The 20,907-nt window shown below is 40.5% G+C and carries 18 protein-coding genes and 1 CRISPR repeat array; all 18 genes read left to right on the top strand.

Annotation, left to right across the window (positions count from 1 at the left end; translation table 11 throughout):
- Position 1 precedes the first annotated feature (1 nt).
- The 18 genes from DW650_RS07190 (at position 2) to csm6 (ending at position 20,885) form a co-directional block, all read left to right on the top strand.
- A complete protein-coding gene (locus DW650_RS07190) occupies positions 2 to 1,675 on the top strand; it encodes a glycoside hydrolase family 13 protein (protein WP_006855576.1) in 1,674 nt (557 codons plus the stop codon).
- A gap of 119 nt (positions 1,676 to 1,794) precedes the next feature.
- Positions 1,795 to 3,786, top strand: coding sequence for a type I pullulanase (gene pulA / locus DW650_RS07185; RefSeq protein ID WP_243102884.1), 1,992 nt, complete (start codon positions 1,795 to 1,797; stop codon positions 3,784 to 3,786).
- A 260-nt stretch (positions 3,787 to 4,046) separates the two neighbouring features.
- Positions 4,047 to 7,520: a DNA polymerase III subunit alpha gene (locus DW650_RS07180; RefSeq protein WP_118209471.1), complete on the top strand. Its 3,474-nt coding sequence runs from the start codon at positions 4,047 to 4,049 to the stop codon at positions 7,518 to 7,520.
- Between the two features lie 59 nt (positions 7,521 to 7,579).
- Positions 7,580 to 8,554 carry a 6-phosphofructokinase gene (gene pfkA, locus DW650_RS07175; RefSeq protein ID WP_117921978.1) on the top strand — a complete coding sequence of 325 codons (975 nt, stop codon included), beginning with the start codon at positions 7,580 to 7,582 and terminating at the stop codon, positions 8,552 to 8,554.
- Between the two features lie 156 nt (positions 8,555 to 8,710).
- Positions 8,711 to 9,580: a TrmH family RNA methyltransferase gene (locus DW650_RS07170; protein ID WP_118209470.1), complete on the top strand. Its 870-nt coding sequence runs from the start codon at positions 8,711 to 8,713 to the stop codon at positions 9,578 to 9,580.
- Positions 9,581 to 9,586: 6 nt separating this feature from the next.
- Entirely contained in the window at positions 9,587 to 9,850 is a 264-nt protein-coding gene (locus DW650_RS07165) for a hypothetical protein (RefSeq protein WP_006855571.1), read from the top strand.
- A 33-nt stretch (positions 9,851 to 9,883) separates the two neighbouring features.
- Positions 9,884 to 10,489: a protein adenylyltransferase Fic gene (gene fic / locus DW650_RS07160; protein ID WP_118209469.1), complete on the top strand. Its 606-nt coding sequence runs from the start codon at positions 9,884 to 9,886 to the stop codon at positions 10,487 to 10,489.
- A 175-nt stretch (positions 10,490 to 10,664) separates the two neighbouring features.
- A complete protein-coding gene (gene cas6, locus DW650_RS07155; RefSeq protein WP_118209468.1) occupies positions 10,665 to 11,411 on the top strand; it encodes a CRISPR-associated endoribonuclease Cas6 in 747 nt (248 codons plus the stop codon).
- Entirely contained in the window at positions 11,408 to 13,717 is a 2,310-nt protein-coding gene (gene cas10, locus DW650_RS07150; protein WP_118209467.1) for a type III-A CRISPR-associated protein Cas10/Csm1, read from the top strand. Before cas6 ends, cas10 begins: the two co-directional genes overlap by 4 nt.
- The gene (csm2, locus tag DW650_RS07145; protein WP_006855567.1) at positions 13,718 to 14,110 is read left to right on the top strand and encodes a type III-A CRISPR-associated protein Csm2; all 393 of its coding nucleotides are present in this window, start codon (positions 13,718 to 13,720) and stop codon (positions 14,108 to 14,110) included.
- A gap of 15 nt (positions 14,111 to 14,125) precedes the next feature.
- Entirely contained in the window at positions 14,126 to 14,788 is a 663-nt protein-coding gene (csm3, locus tag DW650_RS07140) for a type III-A CRISPR-associated RAMP protein Csm3 (RefSeq protein WP_118209466.1), read from the top strand.
- A gap of 55 nt (positions 14,789 to 14,843) precedes the next feature.
- Positions 14,844 to 15,758 (top strand): type III-A CRISPR-associated RAMP protein Csm4, encoded by a 915-nt coding sequence (csm4, locus tag DW650_RS07135; protein WP_243102883.1) that lies wholly within the window; start codon positions 14,844 to 14,846, stop codon positions 15,756 to 15,758.
- The gene (csm5, locus tag DW650_RS07130; protein ID WP_118209464.1) at positions 15,755 to 16,876 is read left to right on the top strand and encodes a type III-A CRISPR-associated RAMP protein Csm5; all 1,122 of its coding nucleotides are present in this window, start codon (positions 15,755 to 15,757) and stop codon (positions 16,874 to 16,876) included. Before csm4 ends, csm5 begins: the two co-directional genes overlap by 4 nt.
- Positions 16,863 to 17,006, top strand: coding sequence for a hypothetical protein (locus DW650_RS19535; protein ID WP_006855563.1), 144 nt, complete (start codon positions 16,863 to 16,865; stop codon positions 17,004 to 17,006). The genes csm5 and DW650_RS19535 overlap by 14 nt, the downstream gene beginning before the upstream one ends.
- An 8-nt stretch (positions 17,007 to 17,014) precedes the next feature.
- Positions 17,015 to 17,411: a CRISPR direct-repeat array (repeat unit 36 nt; unit sequence ATTGAAATATAAGAACCCCGTGGAGGGGACGAGAAC).
- A gap of 86 nt (positions 17,412 to 17,497) precedes the next feature.
- Positions 17,498 to 18,502: a CRISPR-associated endonuclease Cas1 gene (gene cas1 / locus DW650_RS07125; protein WP_118209463.1), complete on the top strand. Its 1,005-nt coding sequence runs from the start codon at positions 17,498 to 17,500 to the stop codon at positions 18,500 to 18,502.
- Between the two features lie 30 nt (positions 18,503 to 18,532).
- Positions 18,533 to 18,853 (top strand): CRISPR-associated endonuclease Cas2, encoded by a 321-nt coding sequence (gene cas2, locus DW650_RS07120; protein WP_243102882.1) that lies wholly within the window; start codon positions 18,533 to 18,535, stop codon positions 18,851 to 18,853.
- Between the two features lie 151 nt (positions 18,854 to 19,004).
- Complete coding sequence (locus tag DW650_RS07115; protein ID WP_118209461.1) at positions 19,005 to 19,205, top strand: hypothetical protein; 201 nt, start codon at positions 19,005 to 19,007, stop codon at positions 19,203 to 19,205.
- A 336-nt stretch (positions 19,206 to 19,541) separates the two neighbouring features.
- Complete coding sequence (gene csm6, locus DW650_RS07110; RefSeq protein ID WP_243102881.1) at positions 19,542 to 20,885, top strand: type III-A CRISPR-associated CARF protein Csm6; 1,344 nt, start codon at positions 19,542 to 19,544, stop codon at positions 20,883 to 20,885.
- Positions 20,886 to 20,907: the final 22 nt, after the last annotated feature.

The following is a 20,907-nucleotide window of genomic DNA, read 5'->3' as shown; positions in this document are numbered from 1 at the left end:
GATGCAGAAAGCATGGTGGAAAGAAGCAGTTGTTTATCAGATTTATCCAAGGAGTTTTATGGATAGTAACGGAGATGGAATCGGAGACCTTCAGGGGATCATAAAAAAATTAGACTATATAAAGAATCTCGGTATCACAGTTATCTGGGTATCCCCGATCTATAAATCTCCAAATAAAGATAACGGATATGATATCAGCGATTATCAGGATATAATGGATGAGTTCGGGACAATGGAAGATTTTGATGAATTATTAAAAGAAATTCATCAAAGAGGAATGAAACTGGTAATGGATCTGGTTGTCAACCATACATCTGACCAGCATAAATGGTTTCTGGAAAGCAGAAAATCAAAAGATAATAAATACCGCGATTATTATATCTGGAAAGATCCGGTAGATGGTCATGAACCGACAAACTGGGGATCATATTTCAGTGGATCTGCATGGCAGTTTGATGAGACAACCGGACAGTATTATCTGCATCAGTTTGTGCCGGAACAGCCTGATCTTAACTGGGATAATCCTGTGGTAAGAAAAGAAGTTTTTGATATGATGACATGGTGGTGTGAAAAAGGCATTGACGGATTCCGGATGGATGTGATCAGTCTGATCAGCAAGCCGGAAGAATACAAAGATGGTCCGGTAAAAGAAGGGGAAAAATATTCTTTTTGTGGTGCAGTCACAGCCAATGGACCTCATGAACATGAATATCTTCAGGAGATGAACCAAAAAGTATTAAGCAGGTATAACCTTCTGACAGTGGGTGAAACATCATGCGTTACGCTCGAAGAGGCAAAAAAATATGCGCGAAGCGATGGAAAAGAGTTAAGCATGGTATTCCAGTTTGAGCATATGGATGTGGATTCGGATGAACATGGAAAGTGGACAGATAAGAAACTTTATCTTCCGGATCTCAAAGAAGTTTTAAACCGCTGGCAGAAAGGGTTAGAGGAAGTAGCATGGAACAGTCTGTACTGGAACAATCATGACCAGCCAAGGGTTGTTTCGAGATGGGGAAATGATTCCGGGGAATACAGGGAACTTTCAGCAAAGATGCTTGCAACCTGTCTTCACATGATGCAGGGAACACCGTATGTATATCAGGGGGAAGAACTTGGAATGACCAATATGCATTTTTCGGATGTGTCTGAATGTGACGATATAGAGGAAAAAAATATTTATATAGATCTTGTTACCGATACAAAAGTATATACGCATGATCAGATGATGGACATTATCAGTAAGAAAGGACGGGATAATGCAAGGACACCTATGCAGTGGGATGATTCAGAAAATGCAGGATTTACCACGGGAACGCCATGGTTTGCCGTGAATCCGAATTATAAAACGATCAATGCGGCTGCTCAGGTGGAAGATCCGGATTCCATATACAATTACTACAGGAAACTCATAGAACTGCGCAAAGAGGAAGAAGTGATCGTTTATGGAACGTTCGACGGACTTGAAGATGCAGATGAAAATCTTTACATTTATACAAGATCATCCGAGAATAAAAAAATACTGGTAATCTGCAATTTCACGGAAAAAGAACTGGATGTTCCGGCTTCTATTGCGGATATGGTAAAAGAAAACCGGGGAATTCTGATAGGAAACTATAAAGATATTTCAGAAAAAATCCGTCCGTATGAAGCGGTAGTATACCTGACAAAATAGGACATTTTACGAAAAAAAACGAAAAAATTAACTGGACGAACTGAAAAGGGAGAGGTATACTAGGCGGGTAACAGGATGATTCTTTGAACAGACAAGGCTATTAAGGATGTATGGTATCGATGAAAAGAAAGATTGGTGCTACTTATTTTAATGATGAATTGGTATATGACGGTAACGATCTGGGGGCTGTATATACAAAAGAAAAGACAACATTTCGTATATGGACACCTGCTGCCGGGAAAGTATCGCTTAACCTATATGAGCAGGGCGATGGTGACAATTTGATAGAAACAATTCCAATGACAGCAGATGTCAAAGGAACCTGGGTGTGTGAAAAGACAGGAGACCTGAATGGTGTATATTATACTTATTCAGTACAGATCGGTAATAAAGTAAATGAAGTTGTTGATTTATATGCAAGAAGTGCAGGCGTAAATGGCAACAGAGGTGAGATCCTTGATCTGAAAGCTGCCGATCCGGATGGATTTGATTCAGATGTCAGACCGGCATTTAATAATGCAACAGATGCAGTGATTTATGAAGTACATATTCGTGATCTGTCTTCCGATGCTTCTTCCGGGATTCGGAATACAGGTAAGTTTCTTGGACTGACAGAGCGCGGAACAAAGAACAGGGAAGGGCTGGCTACAGGACTGGATCATATTCTGGATCTTGGAGTGACTCACGTACAGATTTTGCCGAGTTGTGATTATGCTACTGTAGATGAAACAAAGCCAGATACAGCGCAGTTCAACTGGGGCTATGATCCTAAGAATTATAATGTGCCGGAAGGTTCTTACAGTACAGATCCATATCATGGGGAAGTACGTGTCAATGAAATGAAGCAGATGATTAAGACACTTCATGAAAATGGAATCCGTGTGAATATGGATGTTGTATATAATCATACTTATCATCTGGCAGATTCATGGTTTCAGAAGACAGTGCCAGATTATTACTACAGAAAGAATGGCGATCATTATTCAGATGGTTCAGGCTGTGGTAATGAAACAGCCTCGGAGCGTGCCATGATGCGCAAGTATATCGTAGATTCTGTTGTATACTGGGCAACGGAATATCATATAGATGGTTTCCGGTTTGACTTGATGGGCGTACATGATCTGGATACCATGAAGGCTGTCAGAAAAGCACTGGATCAGGTGAGCCCTGACATTATGGTATATGGTGAAGGATGGACTGGAGGAGAATCTGCATTGCCGGCAGCACAGCTGGCAACGAAGAACAATATTTACCGGCTGGATCGTGTGGGTGCTTTCAGTGATGATATCCGTGATGGGATCAAAGGCAGTGTATTTGATTTTCTGGACAAAGGTTTTGTAAGCGGCAAAGATGATATGGAAGAAAACATTAAATTCAGTGTTGTAGCAGCGACCCCGCATTCGCAGGTTACGCTCACAAAGGCTGGTGATAAGTGTACGAACTGGTCGGGACAGCCGGGACAGAGTATTAATTATATATCCTGCCATGATAATCTGACATTCTGGGATAAGCTTGCCATTTCCAATGCAGATGACAGTGAGGCTGACAGAGTGAAGATGAATAAGCTGGGAAGCGCGGTTCTTTTTACTTCGCAGGGTGTACCATTTATGCAGGCTGGTGAAGAGATGCTTCGCTCTAAGCCAAATGAGAAGTCTGAGACCGGATTTGATGAGAACAGCTATTCTTCCCCTGATGCAACGAACAGCATTAAGTGGGATAATAAAGGTAACGTAATGGATGTTTATGAATATTATAAAGGTCTGATCGCATTCCGTAAGGCACACAGTGCACTACGCATGACAACAGCCGCTGCAATTCAGAATAATCTTACCTTTATGACTGGACTTGATGCAAATGTCGTAGCCTATACCATTCAGGGTGAGGTACAGGGAGAAACGGCACAGAATATTGCAGTCATCTATAATGGAAATCCGGATGCAGTCACAGTAAACTTACCTGCCGGGACATGGGATATCTGTGTCAATGGTAAAAAGGCAGGATGCAGATCTCTTGGAAAGGCGGAAGGTTCTGTTACTGTCGAAGGTATCTCTGCGCTGGTTCTGGTACAGGGAGATGATACCGTAAGCAAAGTGCCGGCAGAGGATGCATAGGCAGACACGGCAGTCAGATAGACAAAGAGAGAAAATTGTTACTGTTCACAGGCAGGCATTTTCTGAACTGAAAATGCCGTATGATACAGTGGTGGTAGCAGATTTTGCCGATTTAGAATGCGAAGCATCGGCAAAATCCGTTACTGGAACGAGGTACGAGTGAACAGTAACAGAAAATTGTATGAGATTGTATGAGATGTGCGAAAAAAATTGAATATTTATCAGGGAGACGATATAATAGAATGCGGAGGAAACAAAGCATGTCATTTACACATCTGCACGTCCATACAGAGTACAGCCTTTTGGACGGTTCAAATAAGATAAAAGAATATGTTTCAAGAGTCAAAGAACTTGGGATGAACAGCGCCGCCATCACAGATCATGGTGTGATGTACGGCGTGATTGATTTTTATAAGGCAGCAAGGGCAGCCGGAATCAAGCCGATCTTAGGCTGTGAGGTATATGTAGCGCCTGGATCGAGATTTGACAGGGAGCTTTCCCATGGAGATGACCGTTATTATCATCTGGTACTTTTAGCAGAGAATAACAAAGGTTACCAGAACCTGATGAAGATTGTTTCCAAAGGATTTGTGGAAGGATATTACTACAAACCACGTGTGGATATGGAAGTTTTAGAAACTTATCATGAGGGAATCATTGCCTTAAGTGCCTGTCTTGCCGGTGAGGTGCAGCGCTATCTGGTACGTGGACTTTATGAGGAAGCAAAAGAGACTGCATACAAATATGAAAAATGTTTTGGAAAAGGCAACTTCTTTTTAGAATTGCAGGATCATGGAATACCGGAACAAAAGACAGTCAATGCAGGACTGATGCGGATGAGCCAGGAGACAGGTATTGAACTGGTGGCGACGAACGACGTGCATTATACTTATGCCGAGGATGCCGAGCCGCATGATATTTTACTCTGTCTGCAGACAGGAAAAAAACTGTCCGATGAAAACCGCATGCGTTATGAGGGCGGGCAGTATTTTGTGAAATCTGAGGAGGAGATGCGCGCGCTGTTTCCGTATGCGGCACAGGCGATTGACAACACACAGAAGATCGCGGACCGCTGCAATGTGGAGATCGAATTTGGAGTGACCAAGCTGCCGCATTTTGACGTGCCGGAGGGGTATGATTCGTGGACTTACCTGAACAAACTCTGTCATGAGGGGCTGGTAAGACGTTACCCGGACAAGCATGACGAGCTTTTGCCGAAGCTTGATTATGAGCTATCTGTCATCCAGAAGATGGGGTACGTCGATTATTTCCTGATCGTATGGGATTTTATCAACTATGCGAGAACGCACGGTATTCCGGTTGGCCCTGGAAGGGGAAGTGCGGCGGGAAGCCTTGTGTCTTATACAACGGGTATTACCAATATTGATCCGATCCGTTATAACCTGCTGTTTGAGCGGTTCTTAAATCCGGAACGTGTGACCATGCCGGATATCGATATTGACTTCTGCTATGAGAGACGAAGTGAAGTCATTGATTACGTTATTGAAAAATACGGAAAAGACTGTGTAACGCAGATCGTTACCTTCGGTACGTTAGCGGCGCGCGGTGTCATCCGTGATGTCGGACGTGTCATGGATCTGCCGTATAATTTCTGTGATACGATTGCAAAAAATATTCCAAACGAGCTCAATATCACGATTGACAAAGCACTCATAATGAACCCGGAACTGCGTTCCATGTACGAGTCGGATGAGACGGTAAAAAGACTGATCGACATGGCGAAAAGACTAGAAGGTCTGCCGCGCCATACCTCCATGCATGCCGCCGGAGTCGTAATCTCCCAGAAGGCAATGGACGAATATGTGCCTCTGTCGAGAAGTTCCGATGGCACGATCACAACACAGTTTGTCATGACAACGATCGAGGAACTCGGACTTTTAAAAATGGATTTCCTTGGACTGCGTACCTTAACTGTCATCAGTGATGCAGTCAAACTTGTGGAAAAAAATCATGGAATAAAAATTGATGTGGATAACATTGATTATGATGATAAAAAAGTATTAGACTCGATCGGAACCGGAAAATGTGATGGTATCTTCCAGTTAGAAAGTGCGGGCATGAAAAACTTCATGAAGGAGTTAAAACCGCAGAGTTTAGAGGATGTTATCGCCGGTATTTCCCTTTACCGTCCGGGACCGATGGATTTTATCCCGAAATATATCAAGGGAAAAAATGAACCGGAGAGTGTAACCTATGTCTGCAAAGAATTAGAGCCGATCTTAGAGCCGACCTATGGCTGTATCGTCTATCAGGAACAGGTTATGCAGATCGTACAGAACCTTGCCGGTTATACAATGGGACAGGCAGATAACATCCGCCGTGCCATGAGTAAAAAGAAGCAGTACGTCATCGACGCGGAACGTCAGAATTTTGTTTATGGAAATGAGGAACAGGGCATCAAAGGCTGTATCGCAAATGGGATCAGTGAGCAGGCAGCAAACCAGATCTACGATTCCATGGTTGATTTTGCAAAATATGCGTTCAATAAATCACATGCAGCCGCTTATGCAGTGGTTGCCTATCAGACGGCATATTTAAAATACTATTATCCGGTTGAGTTTATGGCAGCACTCATGACGTCAGTGATCGACAATACAAGAAAAGTCGCCGAGTACATTTATTCCTGCCGTCAGATGGGGATCAAAGTGCTTTCCCCGGATATCAATGAGGGAGAAGGACGCTTTTTGGCAACGAAAGATGGAATACGCTATGGCATGTATGCGATCAAGAGTATCGGCAGACAGGTCATTGATATCATTTTAGCAGAAAGAGAGGCAAACGGTAAATATATCACACTTTCTGATTTTTTAAGCCGTGTTGCCGGGCGGGAGGTCAATAAGCGTGCGGTCGAAAACCTGATCAAAGCCGGAGCCTGCGATGGATTAGACGGCAACAGACAGCAGATGCTCTTAGTATATAATACGCTGATCGACAACCTGAACCAGGAAAAGAAAAATTCACTTGCAGGGCAGATGTCTTTATTTGACCTTGTATCCGAAGAGGAAAAAAAAGCGTATGAAGTCCGTTTCCCGAATGTGGAGGAATACAGCAAAGAGATCAAACTTGGTTTTGAGAAAGAAGTCCTTGGAATTTACCTAAGCGGTCATCCTTTGGAGGAATATGAGGAAAAATGGCGCAAAAATATCAGTGCCGTGACGGCAGATTTTATGCTGGATGAAGAAACAAATGCGGTAAAGATTAAAGATAACCAGAGTGTTGTCATCGGCGGCATCATTACTGAAAAGACGATCAAATACACAAAGCAGAATAAAGCGATGGCATTTATCACGATCGAGGATCTGTTTGGAACTGTGGAAGTTATCATTTTCCCGCGTGATTACGAGAAATACAGCCGCTATTTAAACGAAGATGAAAAAGTATTTGTCGCAGGACATGCCAACGTCGAGGAAGATAAAAACGGAAAACTGATCTGTGAAAAAATCTATTCCTTTGATGATACAAAACGGGAGCTGTGGCTTCAGTTTGCGACAAAAGAATCATATGAGGAAAAGGAAAAAGAACTGTATTCCCGGCTCTATGGTTCGGACGGAAATGATGAGATTGTGATCTATATTGCCTCGCCGCGTGCCATGAAAAGATTAGGCCAAAATTACAATATTCATATCAATCCGGAGCTTGTCGGTAACTTGACGGAATTTTTGGGCGAAAAAAATGTAAAAATTGTTGAAAAGAGCATTGAAAAGAAACAATAAAGAGATTAGAATAATAAAGATTAGAAAAATGGGTATATTATTTTAGGAGGGAACGATAAATGGCAAAAGAGATTAATACAATCGGTGTGCTGACAAGTGGTGGCGATGCGCCGGGAATGAACGCAGCCATTCGTGCAGTTGTAAGGGAAGCAATTGCAAAGGGAAAGAAAGTAAAAGGAATCAAGAGAGGTTATGCAGGACTTCTTCAGGAAGAGATCATTGATATGGAAGCAAAAGATGTTTCCGATATCATCCAGCGTGGTGGTACGATTTTACAGACAGCCCGTTGTATGGAGTTTACAACAGCAGAAGGACAGAAACGCGGTGCAGAGATCTGTAAGAAACACGGCATTGACGGAATCATCGTTATCGGCGGTGACGGTTCTTTTAAAGGTGCCCAGAAGTTGGCAGGACTTGGAATCAATACGATTGGTCTTCCGGGAACGATCGATCTTGATATCGCATGTACTGAGTACACGATTGGTTTTGATACAGCAGTAAATACAGCAATGGAAGCAATTGACAAAGTCCGTGATACATCAACATCCCATGAGCGTTGCAGTATCATTGAGGTTATGGGACGTGGTGCAGGTTATATCGCATTATGGTGTGGTATTGCAAACGGTGCCGAGGATATCCTGCTTCCGGAAAAATATGACTATGACGAGCAGAAATTAGTCAACCACATCATTGAGAACCGTAAACGTGGTAAACAGCATCATATCATTGTAAATGCTGAGGGAATCGGACATTCTTCCAGTATGGCAAAGAGAATCGAGGCTGCAACCGGTATCGAGACACGTGCAACTATCTTAGGTCACATGCAGCGTGGTGGAAGCCCGACATGTAAAGACCGTGTATATGCATCAACCATGGGTGCTTTAGCAGTAGATTTACTTTGCGAAGGCAAGACAAACCGTGTTGTTGGATACCGTCATGGTGATTTCGTTGATTATGATATCGACGAGGCACTTGCAATGACAAAGGAGATTCCGGAATATCAGTACGAGATCAGCAGAAACCTTTCTCTGTAATACAAGACAATAGATCGTTGATCTATTGTACATGACAGTAGATGATGAACTATACAATCTGATGTTATATTACATAAATTTGATAGTTTTTGCATTTTAGAGAGAAATCCGTTATACTTAGCGACAGGTATAACGGATTTTTTAGTGAGGGAAATTATGATTACAAGTACATCAAACCAGCAGATGAAAAATTTGACACTGCTCATGAAAAAAGCAAAAGCCAGAAATGAACAGGGTGTTTTCGTGGCAGAGGGAAGAAAAATGTTTTTAGAGGCCCCGGTGGAATGGGTGAAACAGGTTTATGTTTCCGAGAGTTTTTATGAAACATGTATGCAGGGCAATATGCAGGATTGCATGAAATCATGCACACCAAAACATGGGGAAGAAAAACTGAACCGAAAAGTTCTGGAACGTCTGGATAAAACCGGATATGAGGTTGTCGCCGACAATGTGTTTAAGAGTGTTTCCGACACACAGACCCCACAGGGAATCCTCTGTGTGATCAAAAAACCGGAGTATGAATTAGAGGAATTATTAAAAGGGGAACAGACACATCTTCTGATCTTAGAGAGCATCCAGGATCCGGGAAATCTCGGCACGATGGTGCGTACCGGTGAGGGGGCAGGCATCACAGGGGTGATCATGAACCAGACGACTGTGGATCTGTTTAATCCGAAAACCATCCGTTCCACGATGGGAAGCATTTACCGGGTTCCTTTTTTCATCACGAAAGATCTTGCGGGGACGATTTCATCACTCAAAGAGCAGCAGGTCAATGTCTATGCGGCGCACCTTAAGGGCACACTTTCCTATGATGAGCCGGACTATAAGAAAAAGACGGCGTTTCTCATCGGAAATGAGGGAAACGGATTGTCGGATGAGATCGCAGATTTGGCAGATACTTATATTAAGATTCCAATGCAGGGACAGGTGGAATCCTTAAATGCGGCAATCTCCGCATCACTTCTGATGTATGAGACGGGACGGCAGAGAAGACACGGATCAACAATAAAAATGGAGAGATAACAATTCATGAGAATCTGGTTTAAAATGATGAAGGGTACGCACCTGATCAAAGACATGACAGTGACAGATGAGTCAGATGATACGAGAACGCACAAAATTTTCAAGGCGTTAGATGAGGTATGTTATGCATTTGACCTTGGAAAACCGATCTGGTTAGATGCGAATGTGGAAGAGTTTAAGAGGCATGCAAAGACACGTTTTACGCAGGATTGTTTTATTGAGCATGTGGATTTTGATTTTCTGGAGATGCATGTGATCGAGGAGGATTAAAGGGAGAACATCCCAATATGGAGGACATGTTGTATGGCACTGGAAAATAAGCTTGGAATTAAAAGTTCCGCGGAACTCGCGCGTGAAGAGGAACGTATCAGTAAAAAGAAGGCAGTAGAACTGTTTGAAAATGGTATGCTCGAGAACCTTGAGGCGGGAAAGTTTCAAACGTTATGTGAGATTCATAAATATTTATTTGATGATATCTATGACTTTGCAGGAAAAATCCGAACCGTAAATATATCAAAAGGCAATTTCAGATTTGCACCGCTTATGTATCTTGAAACAGCAATTAAAAATGTAGACAAAATGCCACAGAACACATTTGATGAGATTGTTGAAAAATATGTGGAAATGAACATTGTGCATCCGTTCCGTGAAGGAAATGGAAGAGGCATGCGCATCTGGCTGGATATGATGTTAAAAAAACAGATCGGACAGGTAGTAGACTTGAGTAAGATAGAAAAAGAAGACTATCTGATGGCGATGGAACGCAGTCCGATCAAAGATATTGAAATTAAATATATTTTAAAGGCAGCACTTACCGATCAGATTAATGACCGGGAAGTTTATATGAAAGGCATTGACCATAGTTATTATTATGAGGGATATGTCACGTATAAGACGGAAGAATTGTAGGGTGGCTGGCTTATGAAAAGGCAAGGGAGAGATCTCTTGCCTTTTGGTTATTTATGTCAGATTATGAAATAGAAAAATAAATATTTTACGTTAATATATGAAAATTTGGAAGATGCATGTTACAATAGTAAGTAAATAAAATATAAAGGCATAAAATAACAGATGGAGAAGGGGAATGTTAGCAAAATTAGAATTAAAGTTAAAATGTGAAAAAGAATTGACATATCAGATGTCATCATTGTTTCATGGGGCACTTATGGAATTGCTGCCAGAGGAATATGCAGATTATCTGCATATTTCAAGCCTTCATCCATATGCACAGCATTTAGAATGCAGAGAGGGGGACTGGTACTGGGTAATTACAGGACTGAATAAAGAAGCAGTGAAGATTATTATACAGGATACGTTGTGGAAAATAGAATACATTCTGATAAAAAAACATGATCTTAAAGTTTTGATAGTGAAGAAAAATTATATGGAAACAACATATAAAGAATTAATGGATCATTTTTATGAGGATGATGGGAAAAGGTATATTCAGATTCATTTTCTATCTCCGACTGCATTTAAACAAAATGGAAGGTATCTTTTTTATCCGGATCTTCGCTGTGTTTTTCAGAGTCTGATGAATAAGTACGACAGTGCCACAGCAGAAAATACAATGCATGATGAAGATACACTCGAACAGATATGTGAGCATGCACAGGTGATCAGGTATGATCTGAAAAGTGTAAGTTTTTCTTTGGAGGGTGTCAGGATTCCATCCTTTATCGGAAAAATAACCATAAAGCTGCATGGCACAGATACAATGGCAAATTTTGTAAACATGCTGTTCGAGTTTGGAGAGTATTCCGGGGTAGGAATCAAAACTTCCCTCGGAATGGGATATATGAAAATCATAAACGAAGGGGGAAGAAAATGATAACGGACGATCAGATAAAATTAATGATTGGAAGTCTGCTTCATGACATAGGAAAAGTTGTGTATAGAAGTGGGGATGGAAGAAATCACAGTCAGAGTGGATATGAGTATCTGAAGAATGAAGCACATATTTCAGATGATGAAATTTTAAACTGTGTGAGATATCATCATGGAATGTATTTAAAGAACGCATCCTTAGCAGAAGACGATAAGGCATATGTTGTTTACTATGCAGACAATGTGGCAGCATTTTCGGATCGCAGAGAGGCGGAAGCAGGAGAAGGCGGATTTGATAAAGCGATGCCGTTAGAGAGTGTATTTAATATTTTAAATGGAAATCACGGACAAAGTCATTATGCCATGCAGGTTTTAAATCCGAAGAATGGAATTAATTATCCGACAGAAGATGAAATATCTATGGATGAACATTTTTATCAGTCCGTCATTCAAAATATTACAGATAATTTAAAGGGCATCACGTTAGACGAAGAATACATCAATTCCCTGCTGGCTGTGCTTGAGGCAAATCTGACATACATTCCATCTTCTACTTCAAAAAAGGAGCTTGCAGATATTTCTTTGTATGACCACATGAAGATGACCGCAGCAGTTGCGTCATGCGTAATGCAGTTTCTGACTGCGAAAGGCGAAAAAAATTATAAGCAGAGCCTGTTTATCAATGCAGAGAAATCTTATGACGAGGAAATGTTTTTACTGTATTCCATGGATATTTCCGGTATTCAGAGTTTTATCTATACGATAGGAGAAAAAGGTGCATTAAAAGGACTGCGTGCGAGAAGTTTTTACCTTGAAATTATGATGGAGCATATTGTGGATGAACTGTTAGAGAAGTTGTCACTTTCAAGGGCAAATTTAATTTATACAGGAGGAGGACACTGTTATTTGCTTTTAGCGAATACGGATGATACCCGTGATATTTTAGAGCACTATGAAAAAAGTCTGAATCACTGGATGATGGAACATTTTGATACAGCGTTATATGTTGCCTGCGGATATGCGAAAGCAAATGCCAATGCGTTAAGAAATATGCCGAAGGGAAGTTATTCCGATCTGTATCTTACGATATCTAAGATGATTTCTGAGAAAAAATCGAATCGGTATAATGCAGATATGATCCGGAATCTGAATAGCAGAAAACATGAAGGAGAGCGGGAATGTAAAGTGTGCCGCAGGATAGCCCGCCTTACAGATGATAAATGTCAGGTATGTCTGGCATTAGAAAAAATGTCAGGAAGTATTCTGTATGAAAATTATTTTACTGTCATGAGTGAACCGGATAAAGATGCGCTGCCACTTCCGGAAAACAGGTACTTAGCAGCAGATACAAAAGAAAGTCTGTTAAAACGGATGGAATCAGAAAATTATGTCCGGTGTTATACGAAAAATGAAATTTATACCGGGAAACATGTTACTACAAAATTGTGGGTTGGAGATTATACGACAGGTGACACGTTTGAAAAACTGGCAGAACAGGCAAAAGGTGTGGAAAGAATTGGAATCCTTCGTGCGGATGTGGATAACCTTGGAACGACTTTTGTTTATGGACTGCAGAGACCGGATGGAGATGACAAATATGTAACACTTTCGAGAACATCTACATTGTCACGGCAGTTGTCTTTATTTTTTAAATGTTATATCAATGAGATACTTCGGAAAGGAACAGCAGACAATTTTGGTGGAAGTGGGGAACGAAAAGCGGTAATTGTATATTCTGGTGGAGATGATGTGTTTTTAGCCGGAGCGTGGAATGATGTGATCGCAGCTTTTATGGATATCAGAAATGCGCTTGAAAAATTTACACAGGGAACGCTGACAATATCAGGAGGTGTTGGTATTTACGATGCGAAATATCCGCTGAATGTTATGGCAAAAGAAGTGGAAAGACTTGAAGACAGATCAAAACATGTGGAAGGAAAAAATGCAGTTACGCTGTTTGATGAAACATATGCTTATCCATGGAATGTATTTATACAAAATGTTGTTACAGAAAAGATAGGTGTGCTTAAGAATTATTTTGATCAGAATGATGAGCACGGTATGGGATTTTTATATCATCTCATGGAATTGTTAAGGGAAAGTGGGAACAACATCAATTTTGCAAGATATGTTTATCTGTTGTCGAGAATGGAACCACAGGAACATGAAAATAAAGAAAAACGGGCGGCTTACCGGAGTTTTTCAAAAAAGATGTACGAGTGGAGCGGGAAAGAACAGGATAGAAAAGAACTGATCATGGCAATCTATCTGTATGTATATCTGAATCGCAAAAGAGAGGAGCAGGATTAAATGAAATTGACAGAAGAAAATTATGTGGGGATTGCAGAACAGGCAATCAAGGAACTGTGTAGTGAAAAAGACCAGAAAGGGAGACTGGTTGGTCCGGTAACAACATCCAAGATCAGAAATCTGCTTGCCATGACATCCGATATTTACAATGATGTGGTCAATAGTCAGAGCGACAAGCTGAATGCAGAAATAATTGGACGGATCAACTACATGAAGATTCGTTTTATCTATGAAGCAGGGCGTGAACCGAAGGTAAAGAAACTGGTAGATAAAGCAAAGATTTTAGAGCACTTAGAAGAGATCAAAGGCAGCAGAGACCAGTATATTTTATTCAGCCGGTATATGGAAGCCTTGGTTGCATATAGAAAATTTTATGGTGGACGTGATGAGTAGAGGGAGGATGAAATAATGTTTGCAAAGGTTAAAATCAGTGGGGTGTTAGAGACAGTAACGGGTTTACATATTGGCGGATCGAGCGCTTTTTCTGCAATTGGTGCAGTAGATTCTCCTGTCATCCGGGATGCAAGGACGAATATGCCGATGATTCCGGGTAGCAGTTTAAAAGGAAAATTAAGGACACTTCTGGCAAAAAAATATAATCAGACAGTAGCGAAAACACCGGATGAGGATGCGGTATGTCTGACAAGTCTGTTTGGAAGTGCGAAAAAAGGTCAGGTAAAGACTAGTAAAATCCTGTTTAACGATATGTTTCTTGAAAATATGGATGAATTAAAATATGCAGGGCTGACAGGTGCAACAGAGGTTAAATTTGAAAACAGCATCCAAAGAACAACGGCAGTAGCGAACCCCAGACAGATCGAACGTGTGGTAAGAGGAGCAAAATTTCCGATGCAGTTGATTTATGAAGTGACGGATGAATCGGAAATGGTTCATGATTTTGAAATATTAAAAGACGGGTTTCAACTTTTAGAATATGATTATTTAGGCGGCAGTGGATCAAGAGGTTATGGACGTGTCAAAATCATGGATATCCATGTGGAACCTGTGATAGGGGAAGTGTCGGAAGATGTTTTGTCTCAGTGTAAGAAAATCATGAGTGCAGTGGAATAAAATAAATTTGCAGAATTGATTTTTGACTACAGAGAGAAAAGAAATGAGGCGGGACATGGAATATACGATCTATCAGTTAGAATTTAAAACGGGTGTTCATTTTGGTACCGGAATGTTAAATGAAAGTGCCTGCACGTTTAAGGCAGATCAGTTATTTTCAGCACTTTATATAGAAGCTTTAAAATTGAATCTGCAACAGCAGTTTTATGATGCTGTGAAAAAAGGAAATCTGTTAATTTCAGATGCATTTCCATATATTGGACAGCAGTACATGATTCCAAAACCGATGATATATGTGGAGCCGGTAAACCGCGGGGAATCGAAGCAGAAAAAAGCATATAAAAAGATGAAGTTTATCCCGGTAGAATGTTTAAGTGATTTTTTGAGTGGAAAGATGGATCTGTCAAATGATCCGATGGAACATTATGGACATTATTTTCAGCAGACGATGGCAGCTGTCCGCACCGGGGAGGAGACTCTGCCGTACCGGGTTGGAACATTTTATTATGGAGAGGGATGTGGCCTGTATATCATTGCCGCGTATCAAAGCGAAAATGAAAAATGTCTTATGGAAAAATTGCTGACAGCATTGTCCTATACAGGAATTGGTGGAAAAAAATCAGGTGGACTTGGAAAATATAGATACAATGAGGGGCAGATTCCGGAACAGCTTTTAGAATGTCTGCAGAAAAAATCGGACAGATATATGTTATTGTCAGTTGCACTTCCTGCAGATGAGGAATTGGAAAATGCGATGGAAAATGCATCCTATTTGTTAGAAAAAAGATCTGGATTTGTGGCATCTTCAGATTATGCAGAGGAGTGGAGAAAAAAGAAGGATCTTTATGTATTTACAGCAGGTTCCTGTTTTGTAAATTGTTTTGCCGGAGATATCTATGATGTGTCGGAAGGAGGAAAACATCCTGTATACCGATATGCAAAACCGATTTTTATGGGGGTATCATTATGAGGGATTATTTGAAACATTACCGGGTGAAAATAAGTGTATTATCCCCAGTATATATAGGTTCCGGTGAAAAAACAGGAAAAAAAGAGCATATCTATATGCCGTGGAATCATCATGTGATCATACCGAATGTGGAGAAGATGTACATGGATCTGCAGAAAAAAGGACTCGGAAAAGAGTTTGCAGACTATATGATGGATGGGCGGCCGAAGGAACCTTCTCTATCCCAGTGGCTTGGACAGCATAAGATGCAGCGGGAAGATTATGAGAGATGGAAATTGTATGAGATGGATGCAGGGGAAGCATTTGTTTCACAGACAGCCAGACCAAAAGAGATTGAAGCCTTTGTGAAGGATGCATATGGTATGCCGTATGTTCCGGGCAGTACTTTAAAAGGCATGTTCCGCACGGCACTGATTGCAGATGAGATACAAAAATGTCCGGAAAAATATGAAAGAACAGGCAGGGAGATACAGTCTGCTTCCGCAGAACGCGCAAGCAGGAAACAATGCCTTGCAAGAGAGACAAAACGTTTAGAACAACAGATATTTTATACTTTAAACCGTGATGAAAAAAAGCCTGCAAATGCTGTTAATGATAATCTTTCCGGTCTGCATGTAGGTGACAGCCAGCCTATCAGTGTGGATCAGCTGACATTAAGCCAGAAGATCGATGTTACACTAGACGGTACAGAAAAACCGCTGAATGTATTGCGGGAGACACTGATCCCCGGAACAGAGATTTGCTTTGATGTATCAATTGACACGACAATCTGCCCGTATCAGATGGAAGATATCATAGAAGCACTGAATATTTTCCAGAATATCTGTAACCGGTATTTTTATGCAAGATTCCACTGGGAGGCAAAGGAAAAAAATACAGTATGGTTAGGTGGAGGATGTGGTTTTCTTTCAAAGACGGTTTTATATCCATTGCTTGGCAGTAATGCGGTAAAAGTCGTGGATAATGTGTTTAAAAATACACTGGGAAAAAATTATGTTGTGCATAAACATACCAAAGACCTGCAGCTTAAACTGGCACCGCATGTCTGTAAGTGTACAAAGTATCAGGGAAAGCTGTATCATATGGGGATGGGGAGGATTGAATTTGAGGAAATATAACAATTTTGCGCCGATAGGCTTAAAATCAGGCTTTGTGATCGGTATGATCCAGTTTGATATTGAGATTTCTCTCATTTGCGGGTTTGCCCCGCAAATGGGGGATGAAAGCCTTGTGTTTGGAGAGGTGTAAGGGACAGGATTGAAATATAAGAACCCCGTGGAGGGGACGAGAACAATTCAATTACCTTTGCTAACTTCTTCATAGACATATTGAAATATAAGAACCCCGTGGAGGGGACGAGAACATTCCTGTGTCTTTGCATAGTTGTGTTTTGGTTATTTTTATTGAAATATAAGAACCCCGTGGAGGGGACGAGAACATATTCTCCCTTCTGTGCAATAAAAAAGACAGCCTAATTGAAATATAAGAACCCCGTGGAGGGGACGAGAACTATAATGTCCGTATTCATTGGTTTGTTTTTTGAAATTGAAATATAAGAACCCCGAGGAGGGGACGAGAACTTGCCTGACTTATCTGTATAGTTAAAATCGGAGAATTATTGAAATATAAGAACCCCGAGGAGGGGACGAGAACCTTTAGCTGTTTTTGTTATATACTTACACAAGTATAATTGAAAAAATCTTCAGTAAGGGGACAAATAAAAACAAGGGAGGAAACACATGAGTTATCTTTATGTCAGTGAACAGGGTGCGAGTATCGGGATAGAAGCAAATCGTTTTCAGGTAAATTACAAGGATGGAATGATAAAAAGTATTCCAGCTGAGACGTTAGAGATGATCGAAGTATTTGGCAGTGTCCAGATTACGACACGCTGCCTGACGGAATGTTTAAAACGGGGGGTGAATATCCTGTTTTATTCCACAAGCGGGGCGTATTATGGAAGGCTGATCTCAACTTCCCATGTGAATGTGCAAAGACAGCGTATTCAGGCGGAAATTGGACACAATGAAACATTTAAACTGGAAATGTCAAAAAGAATCATTGATGCAAAGATCCGCAATCAGGTTGTTGTTTTGCGCAGATATGCGCGAGGCAGAGATGAAGATATTCATAGAATGATCATTGAGATGCAGAATATGCAGAAAAAACTGCCATATGCGAAGAGTGTGGAACAGGTTATGGGATATGAGGGAACGGCAGCAAAAATATATTTTAAAGTATTGGGGAAGTTAATTGATGAACAATTTGTTTTTGAAGGCAGGTCAAGACGTCCTCCGATGGATCCGTTTAATTCGCTGATCAGTCTTGGCTACTCGATTATCTTAAATGAATTATATGGAAAGATTGAGGGAAAAGAATTAAATCCATATTTTGGAGTGATGCATAAAGACAGAGAAAAGCATCCTACCTTAGCAAGTGATCTGATGGAAGAATGGAGAGCCGTATTAATTGACACAACAGCGCTTAGTATGTTAAATGGACATGAATTGGTAAAAGAAGATTTCTATACTGGAATCGATCAGCCTGGAGTCTTTTTAGAAAAGGATGGATTCCGGAAATATATTCAGAAACTGGAGGGAAAATTTCGTACAGAGAACAGATACCTTTCGTATATTGATTACAGTGTCAGCTTCCGGCGTGCAATGGATCTTCAGGTTAATCAGTTTGTAAAGGCAATTGAAACGGAAAATGTGAATGAATATATGCCGGTGATCATTCGGTAATTGGTTTGATAAATGTGGGGGGAAAGACAAATGGAAAATTATTTTTGGAATACTGGGGAAGAAAATAGCATAAAGAAGCTGTATATTCTCGTGATTTATGATATTGTTGATAATAAGCGAAGAGTCAGGTTTGCGAAGAAAATGAATGGATATGGTTTTTGGGTTCAGAAATCGGCATTTGAGGCGATGATTACGGAAAATTTATATCGACGTCTGTTACATGATATTCCAGAGCTGATTGACCGTAGATCGGACAGCGTAAGAGTTTACAAAATAAGAGGATACGGAGAGGTTAATCTTTTTGGGGCAAGTCCTGAAATTAAAAATGAAGAAGTGATTATTATAGGGTAATATGACAAAAGATATATTATAAATACACTGGGCAGAAATTATGTTGTGCATAAACATACCAAAGACCTGTAGCTTAAACTGGCACCGCATGTCTGTAAATGTACAAAGTATCAGGGAAAGCTGTATCATATGGGGATGGGGAGGATTGAATTTGAGGAAATATAATGATTTTGCTCCGATAGGCTTAAAATCAGGCTTTGAGAATGTTATACACCAGTTTGATATTGAGATTTCTCTCATTTGCGGGTTTGCCCCGCAAATGGGGGATAAAAAGCCTTGTGTTTTAGGAGGTGTAGGGGACAGGATTGAGATAAGAGACCCCCGTAGAGGGGACGAGAACTCTTTAAATTAATGCTTAACTTGTTGTTTTCATCATTGAGATAAGAGACCCCCGTAGAGGGGACGAGAACGTAAAGCCTTTATTCAATTATCAATGTACTTGAGAATTGAGATATAAGACCCCCGAGAAGGGGACGAGAACCAGATGGGTTTGATTTTTCTTGCATCTTCCTGAATTGAGATAAGAGACCCCGCGGAGGGGACGAAAACTTGAAAACCTGCCCCGGATAAATCAAATTAGGGTTTACTGAGATATAAGAACCCCGCTAAGGGGACAAAATTAGAATAAATTTTTACTAAATAACCATGCAGGAAAATTAAATCATTATTACGAAAGATGGAGGTTATTATGAACCAGACGATATTGTTTACACCAGTGGGAGGAACCGACCCGATTTCATTAAATAATTATCATGATGGATCAATATTGCATATTTGCAGATTCTATAAACCGGATAAAGTCATTTTGTACATGTCAAAAGAAATGTTGGATTTTCAGGAGAAAGATGACAGGTATCGTTATTGTCTGGACCGTCTGGCAAAGATGCAGAATCGTTCCATGGTTTATGAGATCATAGAACGCCGGGAGCTTACCAGAGTACATGAATTTGATTACTTTTACGAGGATTTCAGGAAGGTGATCAGCTGTATATATGAGACGATGGATGAATCGGATACATTGCTTTTAAATGTGTCATCCGGTACACCGGCAATGAAAAGTGGATTGCTGGTATTGCAGACATTAGGGGAGTTTCCTGCAAAAGTAATTCAGGTGGCGACACCAGTAGGAAAATTGAATGAGCAGGTGCATGAGGGATATGATGTAGAAACTTTATGGGAATTGGATGAGGATAATCAGGAAGGTACACAAAACAGATGTAAGGAAATACAGTGTCCGACACTTTCAAAGATAAAAAAAGAGGAAATTATAAAAAAACATATTTTTGTATATGATTATCAGGCTGCGCTTGATGTCACGGATTCATTACCAGCGGAGCAGACAGCGCAGTATAGGGATTTAATTTATCTGGCGGCAAGGAGAGTGTTATTAGATTTTGTGAATGTTGATAAGACAATCCAGAAAACAAATTTTCAATGTCTGCCGGTGCGGTCTTCTTCCCAGAGAAAATATTTTGAATATGCACTTACGATCGATATTCGATTAAAACGTGGTGAGTATGTGGATTTTATCAGGTCGATCACACCGATTGTGGTGGATTTGTTTGAGATGATATTAAAAAAACAGTGTGGTATCAAAGTAGACGATTATTGCGACCAGTATAAACGTGCAGGACAGTGGAAGAGAATGTGGTCAGCAAAAAAATTAAATGGAACGGAAGCAGGAGATGTACTGAATAGTCATTATCAGAAAATGGGAAAAAGATTTGAAGCAAAAGATGTGTATTCAGAACATCTGAAAATACTCACCGATCATTTTTCGAGTGATACCCGCTTAAAACAGTTGATGGAAGATCTTAGAAATGTGGAAAGTAATATCCGGAATCTTGCTGCGCATGAGATTGTGTCTGTGACAGATGAGACAATTAAAAACCTGACAGGTTTTTATGGCAGGGATATCATGAGTAAAATCAGGGAGCTTTTTGGATACACGGAGATTTCCATACGAAAAGAGTATTGGGATTCTTATGATGAAATGAACAGGAAAATCCTTGAGCAGATGTCAAATGAATAAAATATACAAACAAAACACAAAA

Origin of the sequence: Roseburia sp. AM23-20 (assembly GCF_003470905.1) — a bacterium.
Classification (GTDB): domain Bacteria; phylum Bacillota; class Clostridia; order Lachnospirales; family Lachnospiraceae; genus Roseburia; species Roseburia rectibacter.
Note: the sequence above shows the minus strand (reverse complement) of the source record. Positions and strands in the feature narration are given on the sequence as shown.